Source organism: Bradyrhizobium sp. SRL28 (assembly GCF_018596315.1).
In the GTDB taxonomy this organism is placed as follows: Bacteria; Pseudomonadota; Alphaproteobacteria; order Rhizobiales; family Xanthobacteraceae; genus Bradyrhizobium.
This window is the reverse complement of sequence record NZ_JAHEAG010000007.1, coordinates 124,675-142,487: the sequence shown is the minus strand read 5'-3', so window position 1 is coordinate 142,487 and position 17,813 is coordinate 124,675. Positions and strand designations below refer to the sequence as shown.

19 protein-coding genes are annotated in these 17,813 nt (G+C 61.9%); 15 read left to right on the top strand and 4 right to left on the bottom strand.

The annotated features are described in order from the left end of the window. The first annotated feature begins 217 nt into the window (after window positions 1-217). On the top strand, window positions 218-772 hold the full coding sequence (locus KIP88_RS17860) for a TadE/TadG family type IV pilus assembly protein (protein ID WP_214489236.1): 555 nt from the start codon (window positions 218-220) through the stop codon (window positions 770-772). Between the two features lie 4 nt (window positions 773-776). Further along, a complete protein-coding gene (locus tag KIP88_RS17855) occupies window positions 777-1,397 on the top strand; it encodes a pilus assembly protein (protein ID WP_308163591.1) in 621 nt (206 codons plus the stop codon). A 596-nt stretch (window positions 1,398-1,993) separates the two neighbouring features. Here the strand turns inward: KIP88_RS17855 and KIP88_RS17850 are convergent. The 4 genes from KIP88_RS17850 to KIP88_RS17835 all read right to left on the bottom strand — a co-directional run bounded on the left by KIP88_RS17850 (window position 1,994) and on the right by KIP88_RS17835 (window position 6,133). Then, the gene (locus tag KIP88_RS17850) at window positions 1,994-3,577 is read right to left on the bottom strand and encodes a TadE/TadG family type IV pilus assembly protein (RefSeq protein WP_214489235.1); all 1,584 of its coding nucleotides are present in this window, start codon (window positions 3,575-3,577) and stop codon (window positions 1,994-1,996) included. A 280-nt stretch (window positions 3,578-3,857) separates the two neighbouring features. After that, window positions 3,858-4,070, bottom strand: coding sequence for a cold-shock protein (locus KIP88_RS17845; RefSeq protein ID WP_002714433.1), 213 nt, complete (start codon window positions 4,068-4,070; stop codon window positions 3,858-3,860). A 270-nt stretch (window positions 4,071-4,340) separates the two neighbouring features. Further along, window positions 4,341-4,625: a translation initiation factor IF-1 gene (gene infA / locus KIP88_RS17840; protein ID WP_074819689.1), complete on the bottom strand. Its 285-nt coding sequence runs from the start codon at window positions 4,623-4,625 to the stop codon at window positions 4,341-4,343. Between the two features lie 23 nt (window positions 4,626-4,648). After that, entirely contained in the window at window positions 4,649-6,133 is a 1,485-nt protein-coding gene (locus KIP88_RS17835; RefSeq protein WP_214489234.1) for a DEAD/DEAH box helicase, read from the bottom strand. A 562-nt stretch (window positions 6,134-6,695) separates the two neighbouring features. Here KIP88_RS17835 and urtA point away from each other — a divergent pair. The 13 genes from urtA to KIP88_RS17770 all read left to right on the top strand — a co-directional run bounded on the left by urtA (window position 6,696) and on the right by KIP88_RS17770 (window position 17,718). After that, on the top strand, window positions 6,696-8,012 hold the full coding sequence (urtA, locus tag KIP88_RS17830; protein WP_214489233.1) for an urea ABC transporter substrate-binding protein: 1,317 nt from the start codon (window positions 6,696-6,698) through the stop codon (window positions 8,010-8,012). A 137-nt stretch (window positions 8,013-8,149) separates the two neighbouring features. Further along, a complete protein-coding gene (gene urtB / locus KIP88_RS17825) occupies window positions 8,150-9,727 on the top strand; it encodes an urea ABC transporter permease subunit UrtB (RefSeq protein ID WP_249790860.1) in 1,578 nt (525 codons plus the stop codon). Continuing rightward, complete coding sequence (gene urtC / locus KIP88_RS17820) at window positions 9,724-10,893, top strand: urea ABC transporter permease subunit UrtC (protein WP_214489231.1); 1,170 nt, start codon at window positions 9,724-9,726, stop codon at window positions 10,891-10,893. The genes urtB and urtC overlap by 4 nt, the downstream gene beginning before the upstream one ends. 4 nt (window positions 10,894-10,897) lie before the next feature. Next, entirely contained in the window at window positions 10,898-11,659 is a 762-nt protein-coding gene (gene urtD / locus KIP88_RS17815; RefSeq protein ID WP_214489230.1) for an urea ABC transporter ATP-binding protein UrtD, read from the top strand. 3 nt (window positions 11,660-11,662) lie between these two features. Then, the gene (urtE, locus tag KIP88_RS17810; RefSeq protein ID WP_214489229.1) at window positions 11,663-12,358 is read left to right on the top strand and encodes an urea ABC transporter ATP-binding subunit UrtE; all 696 of its coding nucleotides are present in this window, start codon (window positions 11,663-11,665) and stop codon (window positions 12,356-12,358) included. 31 nt (window positions 12,359-12,389) lie between these two features. After that, complete coding sequence (locus tag KIP88_RS17805) at window positions 12,390-13,226, top strand: urease accessory protein UreD (protein ID WP_214489228.1); 837 nt, start codon at window positions 12,390-12,392, stop codon at window positions 13,224-13,226. A 25-nt stretch (window positions 13,227-13,251) separates the two neighbouring features. After that, window positions 13,252-13,554, top strand: a complete 303-nt coding sequence (locus KIP88_RS17800; protein WP_025588283.1) for an urease subunit gamma — start codon at window positions 13,252-13,254, stop codon at window positions 13,552-13,554. 169 nt (window positions 13,555-13,723) lie between these two features. Continuing rightward, window positions 13,724-14,029 carry an urease subunit beta gene (locus KIP88_RS17795; protein WP_214489227.1) on the top strand — a complete coding sequence of 102 codons (306 nt, stop codon included), beginning with the start codon at window positions 13,724-13,726 and terminating at the stop codon, window positions 14,027-14,029. Next, the gene (gene ureC / locus KIP88_RS17790) at window positions 14,026-15,741 is read left to right on the top strand and encodes an urease subunit alpha (protein ID WP_214489226.1); all 1,716 of its coding nucleotides are present in this window, start codon (window positions 14,026-14,028) and stop codon (window positions 15,739-15,741) included. Before KIP88_RS17795 ends, ureC begins: the two co-directional genes overlap by 4 nt. Before the next feature lie 46 nt (window positions 15,742-15,787). Next, window positions 15,788-16,087, top strand: coding sequence for a putative quinol monooxygenase (locus KIP88_RS17785; protein ID WP_214489225.1), 300 nt, complete (start codon window positions 15,788-15,790; stop codon window positions 16,085-16,087). 27 nt (window positions 16,088-16,114) lie between these two features. Continuing rightward, window positions 16,115-16,414, top strand: a complete 300-nt coding sequence (locus tag KIP88_RS17780; protein WP_214489224.1) for a putative quinol monooxygenase — start codon at window positions 16,115-16,117, stop codon at window positions 16,412-16,414. Between the two features lie 4 nt (window positions 16,415-16,418). Continuing rightward, the gene (locus KIP88_RS17775) at window positions 16,419-17,000 is read left to right on the top strand and encodes an urease accessory protein UreE (protein ID WP_214489223.1); all 582 of its coding nucleotides are present in this window, start codon (window positions 16,419-16,421) and stop codon (window positions 16,998-17,000) included. After that, window positions 16,981-17,718: an urease accessory protein UreF gene (locus tag KIP88_RS17770; protein WP_214489389.1), complete on the top strand. Its 738-nt coding sequence runs from the start codon at window positions 16,981-16,983 to the stop codon at window positions 17,716-17,718. Before KIP88_RS17775 ends, KIP88_RS17770 begins: the two co-directional genes overlap by 20 nt. Window positions 17,719-17,813: the final 95 nt, after the last annotated feature.

The window sequence follows — 17,813 nt, the reverse complement described above, 5'->3', positions numbered from 1 at the left end:
TTCGGTTCTGATTGCATCAGAACCGAAACTGCAGTCGGCGTGTCCGGCACATTATCCAGTCTGCGAATCGACCTCGGCCCGCACGAGGCCCGTTCCGAAGACAGTTAACGCCCGGTTAGCGGGCCGGGCCGCTCTGCCTCGATTCGACGAAACACTTCCACAATCACTTTCAGGTAGTTCTTGCAGGCGGATAATCGCTGCCGTCTGGGGATTTTCGATGTCGTCACCCGCTGCTGCAACAGTCTCTGTTAGAAATATATTGCGCCGATTTCGCCGCAACCGACAGGGCTCGGCCGCCGTCGAGTTCGCGCTGGTCGCGCCGTTGTTCTTCGGCGTACTGTTTGCGATTCTCGAGACGGCGATTATGTTTTTTGCAGGCCAGGTTCTGGAACTGGGAACGGCAGAAAGCGCGCGGCTGATGATGACGCATCAGGCCCAGGACAGCAGCATGACCGAAGCCGAGTTCAAGCAGGATCTCTGCAATCGCATCAAGGTGTTGTTCAAATGCCAAGGCAATCTGGGTAACCTTAGTTTGGATGTGAAGGTCTTTTCCCCCGGCACCGCTATCACGATTACCGATCCGATCGTCAGTGGAAGCCTGACCGGACCTTTCGTGTATTCTCTGCCGCCATCGGGTTCGCCCAATACCGTCGTCGTTCGCGCCTTTTATCAATGGCCGCTATACGTGACGCGGTTCGGCTACAACATTGCAAATCTCAGCGGCAGCAAGCGGCTGCTGGCTGCGACGGCCGCCTTTCATGTAGAGCCGTGAGACGATGATGGTATCCCCGATGCAGAAGATGTCGCTTCGCGTGCGCGGTCTGTTGGATGATCGCAGCGGACTTGCGGCGGTCGAATTTGCCATGATTTTTCCGATGATGGTGGTGATGTTCTTCGGAGTGGTCGAGCTTTCGTCGGCCATTTCTGCGGATCGCAAGGCCACCCTGGTGGCGCGAACGCTTGCCGATCTGACGTCTCAGATGGCGAGCGTGGCGGATGCCGATCTCATCAGTTTCGGTCAAACGGCAAAGGCGATCATGACACCTTACCCGACTTCGCCGTTGATATCCTCGATTACGGAGGTTTACATCGATAGCGTATCGGGGGCCGCTCGGGCTCAGTGGAGCAAGGCGTTGGCGATCGATACGGCAGGCAACGTCACGATCTCGTCGGGGCCTCATGGTCAGGGTGACGTTGTGGTGTTGCCGCCGGCTCTCGTCGTGGCCAAGGGGACATATGTGATCTGGAGCAAGGTCAGCTACAAGTATACGCCGGCCGTTGGTTACATGCTGGCGAAGACCGGTCTTACCTTCAACGATACCGCTTACACGCGTCCGCGGACGGTGCTCTGCGTTAAATACAACGGGCTGCCCGCCAACTCCTGTCCGACGCTGTAACGACAGAAGTCCCGGACAACTTTCGCAACTCGTAGCGTTCGGCGCGACCTTCTCTTGGAGGAGGGGCGGCGCTGTTTTGCAGGTTAAATTGGTTCAGGCTTTGGTGAGGGCGGGCCTGATCCGCTGCATTCGAAAGCGGCCCGGTACGGGCAGCGTTACAATTCAGTGCGGATGCGTCCAAACCCTCCACTGATCGACACACGGCGCCTCTGCCCACGCCATCGTGGGGCTTCAACTGCTGGCGCATGATCCAGGAAAGTGGGGAGCAGTTTTCCCTCGGGACGAACGCGAAGTGTTTGCCCGGAGGTTATGCTCACATTGGATCCTGATCCGATTCGATTTGATCGGATCAGGATCTAGTCTAAAGCGCGCGCCAGCAATCCGGAATTTCTGCATCTATCGCTTGCTTGGCGGCCGAACGGACAACCTTAATCTCATCGTGGTCGTTCGCGGCGCCTTGCCGTCTGGAATAGAACGTTAAGAAAAAACGTTGGCCTCATACCAAGGCCATCCGCAGTCGTGGCCGATTTTGAAGACGAGGCCCTGCCGGCCGAACAACTCCACTGGGAGGCTGATGGCCGGCCCCTTCTGCCAGGTCAGTTCGTAAGATGCGCGGTCCTCAGCGCGTGGTTGAACATGGCGTTCAGCGCAGCCGTGATATCAGCGGGCGTGTTCGCAGTGTAGAAGAAGCCGGGTGACGCGCAAGCCTGAAGACTGGGCGCAATAAACGGGATGTTGTTGTTGGCATAGGTGCCTTCATTGTTGGCAAAGCTCGTATTCACGGGATCGATCTTTTGATAGGGAATATAGAGCACGGAAACGACGATGCCGCGGTCCTTGAGCGTCTTGCAGGCATTGGGGTACTGGTTGATGGGGTTGTTTAGCACGGTGGCACGGTTGCTGCCGGACCATCCTCCGCTGGCACCGAGGCCTTTCACCTGGTTGTCTTGTGCGCCGTCGGTGACGAGGAAGACGTAAGGCTGCGGGGTGGTCGGCGTGCTGCCGTCGCCGACTGTGCCGACGCCGGTGCCGATTTTTTTATTGACCGAATCAAGCGCGTTATCGATATGCGTGCCGCCGGAGCCAAGGTTTGCATTCATATTTGTGTCAAGCAGCGTGGCAAGGTTTGCGGCCGCGTAGTTGATGGTGCCGGGGGTGGTGGGAGATCCGTTGATGGCGCTGGTCAGCGGAAAATAGGCGTAGAGGTACCGAATGAACGGGTAGAGGCCAATCCGGAACTGGTCGGTAACCTTCTTGGAGGCGTTCGCGGTGATGAACAATTGGTTCACGGCGTAGCCGACCGCGTCGGCGCGCAATTGGATGCAGGCGTTGGTGCCGTCGGTGTCGCAGGATGAAACCGGCGGCAAGGCCGTATACAGCGAATTCGGCAAGCCGGGCACCATCGCATCCGGGAGCTTCTTGCCTGCGGGATAAGTCCCATTTATTGTAGTGGTCGTGAGCAGACCCTTGTATCCGCTTTGGCTGACGCGCGAGATCGCATAGCCCATGCAGTAGTTGTTCGTTGGGTATGCCTGGGTCCCGGAATTGGTGCACGCGCTATTCTGCGGCGCAAAATGGCAGGCGAAGGCGCAGCCGGTGGGATATTGGCGATAGTTATCCGGGTTGACTTGGGCAAGCCGCGTCTGCTCGGCGGCCGTCGACGCAAGGCCCATCGACCCCGAGACGTCCAGCGTCAGATAGAAATCGAGGTACGGCGGCAAGGTGGCGGCCGAACCTGAAGAGCCCGTTACCGTCAGTTTCTGAAATCCGATCACTTTCAGGAAGGTGACCGATACGTCGGCCGTGAACACGACGCTGGCAGCCAGCTTGATTCCGGTCTTCGTAACGGTGCTGCTGCGAACCAGATTTTGATAGCCGGTGATCCCGTTCATGTTGGCGTCAAAGACATTGTTGGCATCGGTAACGCCGGCGGCGACCGAGCCGTTGCCTGTCATGACCGAGGCCGCGAGAAAGCCGGGCGACTTCTGCGACAGCGCGGCAATGCTCGCGGCGTCGGCCGCGGTTTGCAGCTTGGCCTTCATTCGGGTCGCGAGCGAGTAATCCACCGCACAACCAATGGCCGATATCAGGGGGATCGCCGCGATCGTGAAAATTACCGCGACATTGCCGCGTTGATCGCGGCGGAAACGGGAAAGACACTGCTGAAGACTGAATGGCACGAGTACGCCCCCTGGCTATCCAAAAGCGCGTGATCGTAGCCGCAACCTCCCTAAGTGCCCCTTAATTCGGTTGCCGAAAAACAGGCAGATCTCGGACGTGACCGATTTCAGGAGCGGTCGGTTACGATCTCTTTACTACGTGGGCTTCGTGAAGGCGCAATGCCTGCGCTCGTCGTCGATAGCCAGATCGCTCGCATCGACCGAATAAGAAAGGCCGCGCATCAGCGCGGCCTTTCTATATTTCGAACGGGATTTCTCGGCCGAGGCCGGAGGAAACCCCTTATCCGGCGGCGCGCAGATTGTCGGCCGAAGATTTGCCAGAGCGACGATCTGCCACGATTTCGTAGGAGATCTTCTGGCCTTCACGCAGCGTTCCAAGACCGGCACGCTCGACAGCGCTGATGTGCACGAACACGTCATTGCCGCCGTCATCCGGCTGGATGAAGCCATAGCCCTTGGTTGCGTTAAACCACTTCACGGTTCCCATGCTCACGGGGGTAGTCCCTTCTCAGATATACAAGTCGTAGCCCACCCTTCGATGGGCTGGTGAGATCGAATTTTTGGAAGGGTCGTCAGCGTCTAAACCGGCTGTACCGGTGGATAGCTAATGTCGTCCGGCCGAAAATCGATGAACAATATTATTCGATAGTAGTGTTCAAAACAATCCTGACGTGCACGATTTTTTGATTCGGCCGGCCAGCCGGCCGCGACCGCGCGCGATATGGGCGTATCGGGCGCGTTTTCGCTAACGTTGCAGGTACACTTACCGGCGGCGGAACTGACCGCCGCGTGGCGGCCCACCCCGCGGGGCTCCGGTACTGGGACGCTCGTCCTTGTGACGGAAGATCAAGCGACCCTTCTCCAGATCGTAGGGCGACATTTCGATCGTGACCCGATCGCCTGCCAGCGTCTTGATCCGGTTCTTCTTCATCTTGCCGGCGGTGTAGGCAACAATCTCGTGTCCGGCGTCGAGCTGCACGCGGTAGCGCGCGTCGGGGAGGATTTCGGTCACCAGTCCTTCGAACTGGATCAGCTCTTCTTTAGCCATGGTGGTCTCCAGGTCGATCGAGGCTAGCGCTGCGGTCGGTGGGTACGGTTGGGTTGAGTATTCGGACGGCTCTCGCGATGCAAGAAGGCGACGCCCTGAATGCCCTCACTTTTCCCGCCTTGGCTCTTGCCGGCCTGTTGCGCCGGACGCGGCTGTTCGTGCCGGTTCGGCTGCGGCGCGGCATTATTACCACCACCGCGGCGGGGACGGCGAGGGCCTTTTGATCCCGGTGCCGATTCATGTCCCCGGGATTCGTGACCTCGGGATTCATGTCCTCTTGAGTCCTGGGACCTGGCGGTGTGGGCGCGCGGTGCGGACCGTCCGCCCCGGTGCTGCGCAGGGCGCTGCGAGGGGGCCGGCGCGGCGTCGCGGCTGCCGGGTGTGCGACGGTCTTCCCGCGGCAGCGTGATGCGGATCAACCGCTCGATGTCGCGCAGATAGCCCATCTCCTCGGCGCCCGCGATCAGCGAGATCGCAACGCCTTCGGCGCCGGCGCGCGCAGTGCGGCCGATGCGGTGGACATAGGTTTCCGGGATGTTGGGCAGGTCGAAATTCACCACATGGCTGATGCCGTCGACGTCGATGCCGCGGGCGGCAATGTCTGTAGCGACCAGGGTGCGGATCTCGCCGGTGCGGAACGCCGCCAGCACGCGCTCCCGGTGGTTCTGCGACTTGTTGCCGTGAATGGCATTGGCTGAGATGCCGGCCTTCTCCAGCGTCTTCACCACCTTGTCGGCGCCGTGCTTGGTGCGGGTAAAGATCAGCGCGCGGTCGACCGGTTCCTGCTTGAGGAGCTGCGCCAGCACGCCCGACTTGGCCGAGAAATCGACCTGGATGATGCGCTGGGTGATGCGCTCGACGGTCGAGGCCACCGGCGTCACCGCCACCCGGGCGGGGTCGCGCAGCATGGCTTCGGCGAGTTCCGCGATGTCCTTTGGCATGGTGGCCGAGAAGAACAGGGTCTGCCGCTTGATCGGCAGCTTGCCGACGATTTTGCGGATGTCGTTGATGAAGCCCATGTCCAGCATTCGGTCCGCTTCGTCGAGCACTAGGAACTCGACCTGGCCGAGCTTCAGCCCGTTGCTCTGGACGAGATCGAGCAGGCGGCCGGGGGTCGCCACCATGACTTCGACGCCCTGCATCACCGAGCGGACCTGACGGCCCATCGGCACGCCGCCGATCGCCAGCGCCGAGCTCAGGCGGATGTGGCGGCCATAGGCGTTGAAGCTGTCGAGGATCTGGCCTGACAGCTCACGGGTGGGCGAGAGCACCAGCACGCGGCAGGTCTTGGGCTGCGGCCGGATGCGGTTTTCCAGGATGCGGTGCAGGATCGGCAGCGCAAAGGCTGCAGTCTTGCCAGTGCCGGTCTGGGCGATGCCGACGACGTCGCGGCCGGTCATTGCGATGGGGACGGTCTGAGCCTGGATGGGCGTGGGCGTGTGGTAATTTTCTTCCTTGAGTGCACGCGAGATGGGATCGGCGAGGCCGAAATCCTGAAAGGAGGTCAAAAGAGGGTTCTTTCCATTAAAAAAGGCAGGCGCCCGGCTTCCATGGCCAGGTGCGCGCGAGTGTGTCTGAGACACCCGCGTGTTTGGGGCGTCGGTTGTGCTAGCTGAAAAGGGGCAAGCCAGAAACCGTTGGACGGGCTCAGAACACGCGGCTCGCAGGGACCTGATGATTCTCTAGGTCACGAGGATCATATGGAGCACAAGCGCGGCGCTTTCAAGGTGAATTCCGCGCGTATCGTCCGCGCGGTTAAGGAACCCGGTTGGTTAGAACGCAACTGTTGCGCCCGTTAGAAATCCAAACGACCAAAATTCGTGCAAGAAATTTAGCCAAATTGCGACGTTTGCACAAAAAATAGATGGTTTGCCGCCAAAGCATACATTTCCTCAGTCTAAAAAATAGGCGAATTTCCCGCCGCTGGTTTCCGCGCGATCGGAATTTCAAAGCGATTATATGGGCTTACCCCATTTTCGGCCGATGGCATGGTTCTTGCGATTCCGTTAACGCAGGCGGCCGTGGGGCCGTTCGCAGCGTCTAACGCCTGCGTCAGGGAGATGACACCTCATGCTTACTCAATTGACTCACGATATATCGACGATGAGCCGCCGTCGCTGGCTGGCGGCGACCGCCGGCCTGGTTTTGGGCCTGGCCGCATTTTCAAACGCCAAGGCGCAGGAGACCATCAAGGTCGGCGTCCTGCACTCGCTTTCCGGCACCATGGCCATCAGCGAAACCACGCTGAAGGACACCGTTCTCTTCCTGATCGACGAACAGAACAAGAAGGGCGGCGTGCTCGGCAAGAAGCTTGAAGCCGTCGTCGTCGACCCCGCTTCGAACTGGCCGCTGTTTGCGGAAAAGGCGCGTGAGCTGATCACCAAGGACAAGGTCTCGGTCGTGTTCGGCTGCTGGACCTCGGTGTCGCGCAAGTCCGTGCTGCCGGTATTCAAGGAGCTGAACTCGATCCTGTTCTACCCCGTGCAGTACGAGGGCGAAGAGTCCGAGCGCAACGTGTTCTACACCGGTGCCGCGCCAAACCAGCAGGCGATCCCCGCGGTCAACTACCTGATGAAGGACGAGAAGGTGAAGCGCTGGGTGCTGGCCGGCACCGACTACGTCTATCCGCGCACCACCAACAAGATTCTGGAAGCCTACTTGAAGTCGAAGGGCGTCAAGCAGGAAGACATCATGATCAACTACACGCCGTTCGGTCATAGCGACTGGCAGACGATCGTGGCCGACATCAAGAAGTTCGGCTCGGCCGGCAAGAAGACCGCCGTGGTCTCCACCATCAACGGCGACGCCAACGTTCCCTTCTACAAGGAGCTCGGCAACCAGGGCATCAAGGCGACCGACATTCCGGTTGTCGCGTTCTCGGTCGGTGAAGAAGAACTCGCCGGCATCGACACCAAGCCGCTGCTCGGCCATCTCGCCGCCTGGAACTACTTCCAGTCGATCAAGGACCCGGCCAACGAGAAGTTCATCAAGGCCTGGCAGGCCTACACCAAGAATCCGAAGCGCGTGACCAACGACCCGATGGAAGCACACGTCATCGGCTTCGAAATGTGGGTCAAGGCGGTCGAGAAGGTGAAGTCGACCGACGCCGACAAGGTGATCGACGCTCTCCCGGGCATCGAAGCCAAGAACCTGACCGGCGGCACCTCCAAGATGCTTCCGAACCATCACATCACCAAGCCGGTGTTCATTGGCGAAATCAAAGCCAACGGCCAGTTCGACGTGGTGTGGAAGACCCCGGGTCTGGTCGCGGGCGATGCATGGTCGAAGGAGCTCGATGGCTCCAAGGACCTGATCGGCGACTGGGTAGGCAAGAAGTGCGGCAACTACAACACCAAGACCAACAAGTGCGGCGGTCAGGGCTCCTGATCACCTCCTGAAACAAAAACTTCCAAGAGAACTCGAACTACAAGCAAGGAGAAGGCGGCGGTGCCGCCGCCTTCTCCCCACACTCCTGCCGGGGTCGTATTGTGTCTGCCAATTTCCTTGACCGTTTTCGCGCGGTTTTGCTCGCGATCCTGTTGACTGCAGCCTTCGTCGTGCCGGCGCTGGCGGGCCCGTTCGAGGATGCGGTCGCCAAATTCGCCAATGACGATTTTTCCGACACTGATGAAGCGATCGGCGCGGTCGCTACCTCTGGCAATCCGCTGGCCTTTCCCATCATCAGCGCGCTGCAGGAAGGCCGGCTGTCGGCCGATCCGGATACCAAGAAGGTTTTCGTAACGGGGGGCGACGGCAAGATCATCGATGCCGCCACCGGCGCCGCCGTCGACAAGCTGCCTGACAATGCCGCCGCCGTCCGTCTCAACAACCGCCTGCGCCGCGCCGTGGAGGCAGCCCTCGGCGGCCTGACGCTATTGTCGCCCGATCCCGCCAAGCGCATCGCGGCCGCGCAGTCGGTCTTCAAGAGCCATGAGGAGAGCGCGCTTGCCGTGATCGATGGCGCGCTCGCCAAGGAAACCAACAAGGGCGCCAAGGCGGCCTTCACCGAGGCCCGCGCTGCCATCCTGCTCTACAAGGCCGATGCAACCGAGGTCGAAAAGCTGGAAGCCGTCGCAATCGTCAAGGCGCGGGGCGACCAGGAAGCGATGGCGCTGTTGACCGGCCTCGGCAGCGACGTGCCGCCCAATGTCGCGCGCGCCGCGGCCAGCGCGATCGCCTCGATCCAGAGCAATCTGGCGATGTGGTCGATGGTGCAGAACGCCTGGTACGGCCTGTCGCTGGGCTCGGTGCTGCTGCTGGCAGCGATCGGCCTTGCGATCACCTTCGGCGTCATGGGCGTCATCAACATGGCCCATGGCGAGATGGTGATGATCGGCGCTTACACCACCTTCGTGGTGCAGGAAGTCATCCGCACCCGCTATCCCGGCCTGTTCGATTATTCGCTGCTGATCGCAGTGCCGTTGGCTTTCCTCGTGGCCGGCGCGATCGGCGTCCTGATCGAGCGCGGCATCATCCGCTTTCTCTATGGCCGCCCGCTGGAGACGCTGCTCGCGACCTGGGGGCTTTCGCTGGTGCTGCAGCAGGCCGTGCGCACCATGTTCGGTCCCACCAATCGCGAAGTCGGCAATCCCTCCTGGATGAGCGGCGCGTTCGAACTCGGGCAGATCACCATCACCTATAACCGGCTCTGGATCCTCTGCTTTACGTTAGCGGTGTTCGTCATTCTGCTCGCCATGCTGCGCTACACGGCGCTCGGGCTCGAGATGCGCGCGGTCACTCAAAATCGCCGCATGGCGGCTTCGATGGGGATCGCCACCTCGCGCGTCGATGCGCTGACCTTCGGCCTCGGCTCCGGGATTGCCGGCATCGCCGGCGTGGCGCTGTCGCAGATCGACAATGTCAGCCCCAATCTCGGCCAGAGCTACATCATCGACAGCTTCATGGTCGTGGTGTTCGGCGGCGTCGGCAATCTCTGGGGCACGCTGGTCGGCGCGTTCACGCTCGGCATTGCCAACAAGTTCCTGGAGCCGGTGGCGGGCGCCGTCCTCGGCAAGATCGCCATTCTGGTGCTGATCATCCTTTTCATCCAGAAACGGCCGCGCGGCCTGTTCGCGCTCAAGGGCCGGGCGGTGGAAGCATGACGCCGCACGTTCTGACGCGTTCGCTCGATCGCAGCGCCACCATCTTCCTCGTCGTCGTCGCAGCCCTCGGCGTGCTGATCCCGCTGTCCAACCTGTTGCTGCCGGCGGGCTCGATGTTCCAGGTGCCGACCTATCTGGTCGCGCTGTTTGGCAAATACGCCTGCTACGCCATTCTCGCGCTCTCGATCGATTTGATCTGGGGCTATTGCGGCATTCTCTCGCTCGGCCATGGCGCGTTCTTCGCGCTCGGCGGCTACGCGATGGGCATGTACCTGATGCGCCAGATCGGCAGCCGCGGCGTCTACGGCAATCCGATATTGCCCGACTTCATGGTGTTCCTGAACTATCCAAGCCTGCCGTGGTACTGGTACGGGTTCGACATGTTCTGGTTCGCGGCCTTGATGGTGCTGGTGGTGCCGGGCCTCTTGGCGTTCTGCTTTGGCTGGCTGGCCTTCCGCTCCCGCGTCACCGGCGTCTACCTCTCGATCATCACGCAGGCGATGACCTACGCGCTGTTGCTCGCGTTCTTCCGCAACGATTTCGGTTTTGGCGGCAACAACGGCCTGACCGACTTCAAGGATATTCTCGGCTTCAATGTCCAGGCCGACGGCACCCGCGCCGCATTGTTTGCGCTGAGCTGCCTCGCGCTGATCCTGGCCTTCCTGATCTGCCGGGCGGTGGTGACCTCGAAACTCGGCAAGGTCCTGATCGCGATCCGCGACGCCGAATCCCGCACGCGCTTCCTCGGCTATCGCGTGGAATCCTACAAGCTGTTCGTGTTCACGCTGTCGGCCTGCATGGCCGGCGTTGCCGGCGCGCTCTATGTCCCGCAGGTCGGCATCATCAATCCCGGCGAATTCGCCCCGGGCAATTCGATCGAGGCTGTGATCTGGGTCGCGGTCGGCGGCCGCGGCACGCTGGTCGGTGCTGCGCTCGGCGCCGTCGTCGTCAACTACGCGAAGACTGTCTTCACGTCGGGTCCGCTGGCGCCGTACTGGCTGTTCATGCTGGGCGCGCTGTTCATCCTGGTGACGCTGCTGCTGCCGAAGGGGATCATCGGCACCTTCAACGCATGGTGGGAGGGACGGAAAGCCAAACAAGTGACTGCCAACGCCGAAAGCGCCGATCTCGAAGACGGCGTCGGCGAACCGAAGCCGGCGGAGTGAGCGCATGAGTGTCATGGAGGGAAGGACCACTTCCGCGCTGCTCTATCTCGACGGCGTGCACGTCTCGTTCGACGGCTTTCACGCCATCAACAATCTGTCGCTGACGCTCGAGCCCGGCGAGATGCGCGCCATCATCGGCCCGAACGGCGCCGGCAAGACCACGATGATGGACATCATCACCGGCAAGACCAAGCCGGACGAGGGCACGGTGCTGTTCGACGGCATGACCGACCTGACGCGGCTTGATGAGACCCGCATTGCCGAACTCGGCATTGGCCGAAAATTCCAGAAGCCGACGGTGTTCGAGAGCCAGACCATCGAGGACAATCTGTTGTTGGCGCTGAATGTCGATCACAGCGTGAAAGGCACGCTGTTCTGGCGCGGCAGCAGGGACGAATCCGAACGGATCGACCGCGTGCTGGAAACCATCCGCCTGACCGACGCGCGCAACAGATTGGCCGGAAGCCTGTCGCACGGCCAGAAGCAGTGGCTCGAGATCGGCATGCTGCTGGCGCAGGATCCAAAACTTCTGCTGGTCGACGAGCCGGTCGCCGGGATGACCGACGTCGAGACGCATCAGACCGCGGAGCTGCTCAAGGAAATCAACAAGGAAAAGACGGTCATGGTCGTCGAGCACGACATGACCTTCGTCCGCGAACTCGGTGTCAAGGTCACCTGTTTGCATGAAGGCACGGTGCTGGCGGAGGGGACCATCGATCAGGTCTCGTCGAATGAGCGGGTGATCGAAGTGTATCTGGGGCGCTGATCCATGCTGAAGGTCGACAATATCAGCCTTTACTACGGCGCAGCCCAAGCCCTGCGCGGCGTCTCGCTGTCGGCGGAGCCGGGCAAGGTCACGTGCGTGCTCGGCCGCAACGGCGTCGGCAAGACCTCGCTGCTCCGCGCGATGGTCGGCCAGTACCCAATCGCGGGCGGGTCGATCATGCTCGATGGCAACGACATCACCGGCCTGAAACCTTACGAACGCGCCCGGCGCGGCATCGGCTTCGTGCCGCAGGGCCGCGAGATCTTTCCGCTGCTGACGGTGGAGGAAAATCTCAAGACCGGTTTTGGCCCGCTCAAGCGCGAGGACCGCCATATCCCCGACGACGTGTTCTCGCTGTTTCCGGTGCTGAACACGATGCTGGGCCGACGCGGCGGCGACCTCTCCGGCGGGCAACAACAACAATTGGCAATCGGTCGCGCCCTGGTGATGCGGCCGAAATTGTTGCTGCTGGACGAGCCGACCGAAGGCATTCAGCCCTCGATCATCAAGGACATCGGCCGCGCCATCTCTTACCTGCGTAGCCTCGGCAACATCGCGATCGTTCTGGTCGAACAATATCTCGACTTTGCCTGCGAGCTCGGCGACAATTTTGCTGTGATGGATCGCGGCGCGGTGAAATATGCCTGCGACCGCGCCAACCTCGATCCTGCGGAGATCAGCCGCCAGATGGCGCTGTAAGGCCGTATCGGGCGTTGCGTTTGGGGGACGGATGCGGACCGATAGCACGCGCGCGAGTTCAGCGACGTTCGCGGCCAACCGCGCCCAGGGCGCGGTCAGGTTTGGCGTGCATGTCAGGGACGGTGTCACCCGCCGCGGCGACCTGCACGAATCCGGCTCGCTGCGCGTGCGTTTTCCTTCCCCTGAGGCGGAAGGGCTGTCGGGCGTGTTCGTCAACACGGCCGGCGGCATCGCCGGCGGCGACCGCTTCGATATCGATATCGCGGCGGGCGAGGGGACACGGCTGACGCTCACGACGGCGGCTGCCGAGAAAGTTTATCGTGCGCCCGGTGCGGCTGCCCAGCTCAGCATAGCCCTGAAGGCGGAGAGGGGAGCGCATCTCGCCTGGCTGCCGCAGGAGACCATCCTGTTCGACCGCGCGCGGATTATCAGGCGCATCGACATCGACCTGGCCGAAGACGCCTCGCTTCTGCTCTGCGAAATCGTGGTGTTCGGCCGTGCGGCGATGGGCGAAAAGATGCTGCATGGTGAATTCGTCGACCGCTGGCGCCTGCGCCGCGGCGGAAAGCTCGTGTTTGCGGAGACCATCCGGCTCGACGGTGACATCGGCGCAAAACTGGCGCGGCCGGCCATTGCAAAGGGCGGCGTTGCCATCGGCACCGCGCTGATCGTGCCCGGTAACGAGGCAGTGGTGGAGCGGATTCGCGAAGCGTCCGAGACGTTCGGCGGCGAGGTCGGCATCTCCGCCTGGAATGGATTTGCAATGGCGCGCTTCTGTGCCCAAGATGCGGCCCGGCTCCGCGCCGATATGATGGCAGTGCTCAGCCGCGCCAGCGGCGTGGCGCTTCCAAGGCTCTGGCTTAACTAGATCTATCAATCACCCGAGTGCTCGCATGAATCTCTCCCCCCGCGAAAAGGACAAGCTCTTGATTTCGATGGCGGCCATGGTGGCGCGCCGCAGGCTGGAGCGCGGCGTCAAGCTCAACCACCCCGAGGCGATCGCCATCATCTCCGATTTCATCGTCGAGGGCGCGCGCGACGGCCGCACCGTCGCCGAACTGATGCAATCAGGCGCGCAGGTCATCACCCGCGCGCAATGCATGGACGGCATCCCGGAAATGATCCACGACATCCAGGTCGAGGCGACGTTTCCCGACGGCACAAAACTCGTCACCGTGCATGAGCCGATCAGGTGACGTGCGTGGATTTATCAACGTCGTCATGCCCGGGCTTGTCCCGGGCATCCACGACCTCTGGCCCGCGAGTTAAGACGTGGATGGCCGGGCATAGGCGAGTGGAAGCGCCACCGTCCTTCAGACGGCTATGCCCGGCCATGACGCAGCAAAGTGTTGTGAGGTAACGAAGATGATCCCCGGCGAACTCTTCATCAAGGACGGCGAGATCGAACTCAATGCCGGCCGCAAGACGGTGACACTCTCCGTCGCCAACACCGGTGACCGCCCGATCCAGGTCGGCTCGCACTACCACTTCTTCGAAACCAATCCCGCGCTGAAATTCGACCGCAGGAAAGCGCGCGGCATGCGTCTTGACATCGCCGCTGGCACCGCGGTGCGCTTCGAGCCCGGCCAGACCCGCGACGTGCAACTCGTCGCACTCGCCGGCAAACGGGTCATCTACGGCTTCCGCGGTGACGTGCAGGGGAAACTATGAGCGTCAAAATCAAACGTTCCGTCTATGCCGACATGTTCGGGCCGACCACCGGCGACAAGGTGCGGCTGGCCGATACCGACCTCATTATCGAGGTGGAAAAGGATTTCACCATCTATGGCGAGGAGGTGAAGTTCGGCGGCGGCAAGGTGATCCGCGACGGCATGGGGCAATCGCAGGTCACCAACCGGCAGGGCGCGGCCGACACTGTCATCACCAGTGCGCTGATCGTCGATCATTGGGGCATCGTGAAGGCCGACGTCGCGATCAAGGAAGGGATGATCGCTGCCATCGGCAAGGCCGGCAATCCCGACATCCAGCCCGGCGTCACCATCGTGATCGGCCCCGGCACCGACATCATCGCGGGCGAAGGCAAGATCCTCACCGCTGGTGGTTTCGACAGCCACATCCATTTCATCTGCCCGCAGCAGATCGAGCACGCGCTGATGAGCGGCGTCACCTCGATGCTCGGCGGCGGCACCGGCCCGTCGCACGGCACGTTTGCGACGACCTGCACGCCCGGCCCGTGGCACATGGGGCGGATGATCCAGTCGTTTGACGCCTTCCCGGTCAATCTCGGCATATCAGGCAAGGGCAACGCCGCGCGCCCCGCGGCGCTGGTCGAGATGATCAAGGGCGGCGCCTGTGCGCTGAAGCTGCACGAGGACTGGGGCACCACGCCGGCTGCGATCGACAACTGCCTCAGCGTTGCCGACGATTACGACATCCAGGTGATGCTGCATTCGGACACGCTGAACGAGTCAGGTTTTGTCGAGGATACCGTGAAGGCGTTCAAGGGCCGCACCATCCATGCCTTCCACACCGAAGGCGCCGGCGGCGGCCATGCGCCTGACATCATCAAGATCGCAGGGTTGAAGAACGTGCTGCCGTCCTCGACCAACCCGACGCGCCCATTCACGCGCAATACCATCGACGAGCATCTGGACATGCTGATGGTGTGCCACCATCTCGATCCCTCGATTGCGGAGGATCTCGCGTTTGCCGAAAGCCGCATCCGGAAAGAGACGATTGCCGCGGAAGATATCCTGCACGATCTCGGCGCGCTCTCGATGATGTCGTCGGACTCGCAGGCGATGGGCCGGCTCGGCGAGGTCATCATCCGGACCTGGCAGACCGCTGACAAGATGAAGAAGCAACGCGGCGCGCTGCCTGAGGATAGGGGCAACGACAACGACAATTTCCGCGTCAAGCGCTACATTGCGAAATACACCATCAACCCGTCGATCGCGCATGGCGTGTCGAAACTGATCGGCTCGGTGGAGAAGGGCAAGCTCGCCGACCTCGTGCTGTGGTCGCCGGCCTTCTTCGGCGTCAAGCCGGATTGCATCATCAAGGGCGGCTCGATCGTGGCCGCTCCGATGGGTGACCCGAATGCGTCGATCCCGACGCCGCAGCCCGTGCACTACCAGCCGATGTTCGCCGCCTACGGCAAATCGCTGACGGCGTCCTCGGTGGTGTTCACCTCGAAGGCGGCCATCACTGGCGGGCTGGCGCGCAAGCTCGGCGTCGAAAAGAAGCTCTATCCCGTGAAAAACACCCGCGGCGGCATCTCCAAGAAGAGCATGATTCATAACGGCGCCACGCCGAAGATCGAGGTCGACGCCGAGACCTATGAGGTGCGCGCAGACGGCGAGCTTCTGACATGCGCGCCGGCCGAGGTCCTGCCCATGGCGCAGCGGTATTTCATGTTCTAAGGTCGTGCCCGGAACTTGAGCCAGAACAAAAGTCCGGGAGGATCTAGTGATTTACGTCGTTGCCACGCTGACCGTGAAACCCGAAACGCGCGCCGAATTCATCGCGGCCGCCACCGCCTGCATCAAGGAAACCCGCAAGGAGCCGGGCAACATCGCCTACGACCTGCACGAAAGCGTCACCGATCCCTCCAAGATGGTGTTCGTCGAGCAGTGGGAAAACATGGAAGCGCTGGGCCCGCACCGGACGGCCGAGCACATGAAGACCTTCGGCCGCGTCGCGGTCAAATGCATGACGGCGCCGCCGAAGATCGAATACATCACGCCTGCGAAAGTCGAAACCCGCTAACAAGAAAAGCCAACGGGAGAAAATCTCATGATCTACGTCATCGCCACCACGCCGATGAAGCCGGAAAACAAGGACGACTTCATCAAGGGGCACAAGGCTTGCACCGCCGAAACGCTAAAGGAGAAGGGCTGCATCTCCTATGAAGGCCATGTCAGCGTGAACAATCCCAATCTGTATGTGGTGGTGGAGCGGTGGGAAACCCGCGACGACCTCAACGCGCATGGTCGCGCGCCCCACATGAAGGTCTGGCGGGAGTATTCCTTGCAGATGAAGACGGCGCCGACGGTGATCGAAATCATCAGCGACGGCAAGGTGGAGAAGTTCTGAACCAATGATCCGCGCGACAACAGTCCTGGGCCAGCACCGCTGGACGCAATCGGCGGCCGATACCGTCGTGCTCGATTTCGACGACCGGCACCGGCGGCGGATGGCGATGACGGGCACGCGCGGGCTGGAATTCCTGCTCGATCTGGAAAACGCCGTGGCGCTGCGCGGCGGCGACGCGCTGGTGCTGGAGGATGGCAGGCTGATCGAGGTGGTCGCGGCCGCCGAGCCCTTGATCGAGATCAGGGGCGCCGATCCCCTGCACCTGGTTCGCATCGCCTGGCATCTCGGCAACCGCCATCTGCCGACCCAGATCATGCCAAAAGGGCTGCGCATTCGCCGCGATCACGTCATCGAGGCGATGGTGAAGGGATTGGGCGCGCGCATCATCGAGATCGAGGCACCGTTCGATCCCGAGGGCGGGGCCTATGCGCAGGCGGCGCCTGATCACGCCGCGCATGATCATGGCCATCATCATCACGATCACCACAGTGATCACGATGATCACGACCGCCACCATCACCACGACGAACATTGCGACCACGATCACCACCACCACGATCACTCCCATGCTCATGACCACAAGTGAGCCCGCGCCGCCCGACGCCAGCAGCGGAATGAATGCGGATGAGGCGGCGGCGCTGTACCGGCTGATGACCTGGCTGTCGCCATCCTTTCCGGTTGGCGCGTTCTCCTATTCCAGCGGCATCGAATGGGCGGTGGAGGCGGGCGACATCACGGATGCCGCATCGCTGCGCGACTGGCTGGCCGCGATGCTCGGCGACGGCTCGGGCTTCTGCGATGCGGTGTTTCTGGCGCAGGCGCATTGCGCGGCGGCCACGCAAGACAGCGCGGCTTTGCGCGAGATCGCTGAACTCGCGGCCGCGTTCGTGCCCTCGCGCGAACGCCAGCTCGAGACCTCGACGCAGGGCCGCGCCTTCATCGAGATCGCGCGTTCAGCCTGGGCCTGCGACGGGCTCGACGAAATGGTAGCTGCTTGTGGCGGCGTGACCGTCTATCCCGTCGCGGTCGGGATCGTCAGCGCGGCGCACGCCGTACCTCTGGCGCCGGCGATGCACGCCTTCCTGCATGCCGTGGTGTCGAACTGGATTTCCGCCGGCGCGCGGCTGGTGCCGCTCGGACAAACCGACAGCCAGCGCATTCTCGCAAGTCTGGAAGCCGATGTTGCCGCTACCGCGAAGCGCGCGCTGGAAGCATCGCTCGACGATCTCGGCAGCGCCACCTTCCGCGGCGATCTCGCCAGCCTGCGCCACGAAACGCAATATACGCGGCTGTTCCGGTCATGATGCGAACGAGATACTCACCACGTGTCGTCCCTGCGAACGCAGGGACCCATAACCACAGGTGTTCATTTGGCGAAGGTCGTCGGCCACCGAAATCC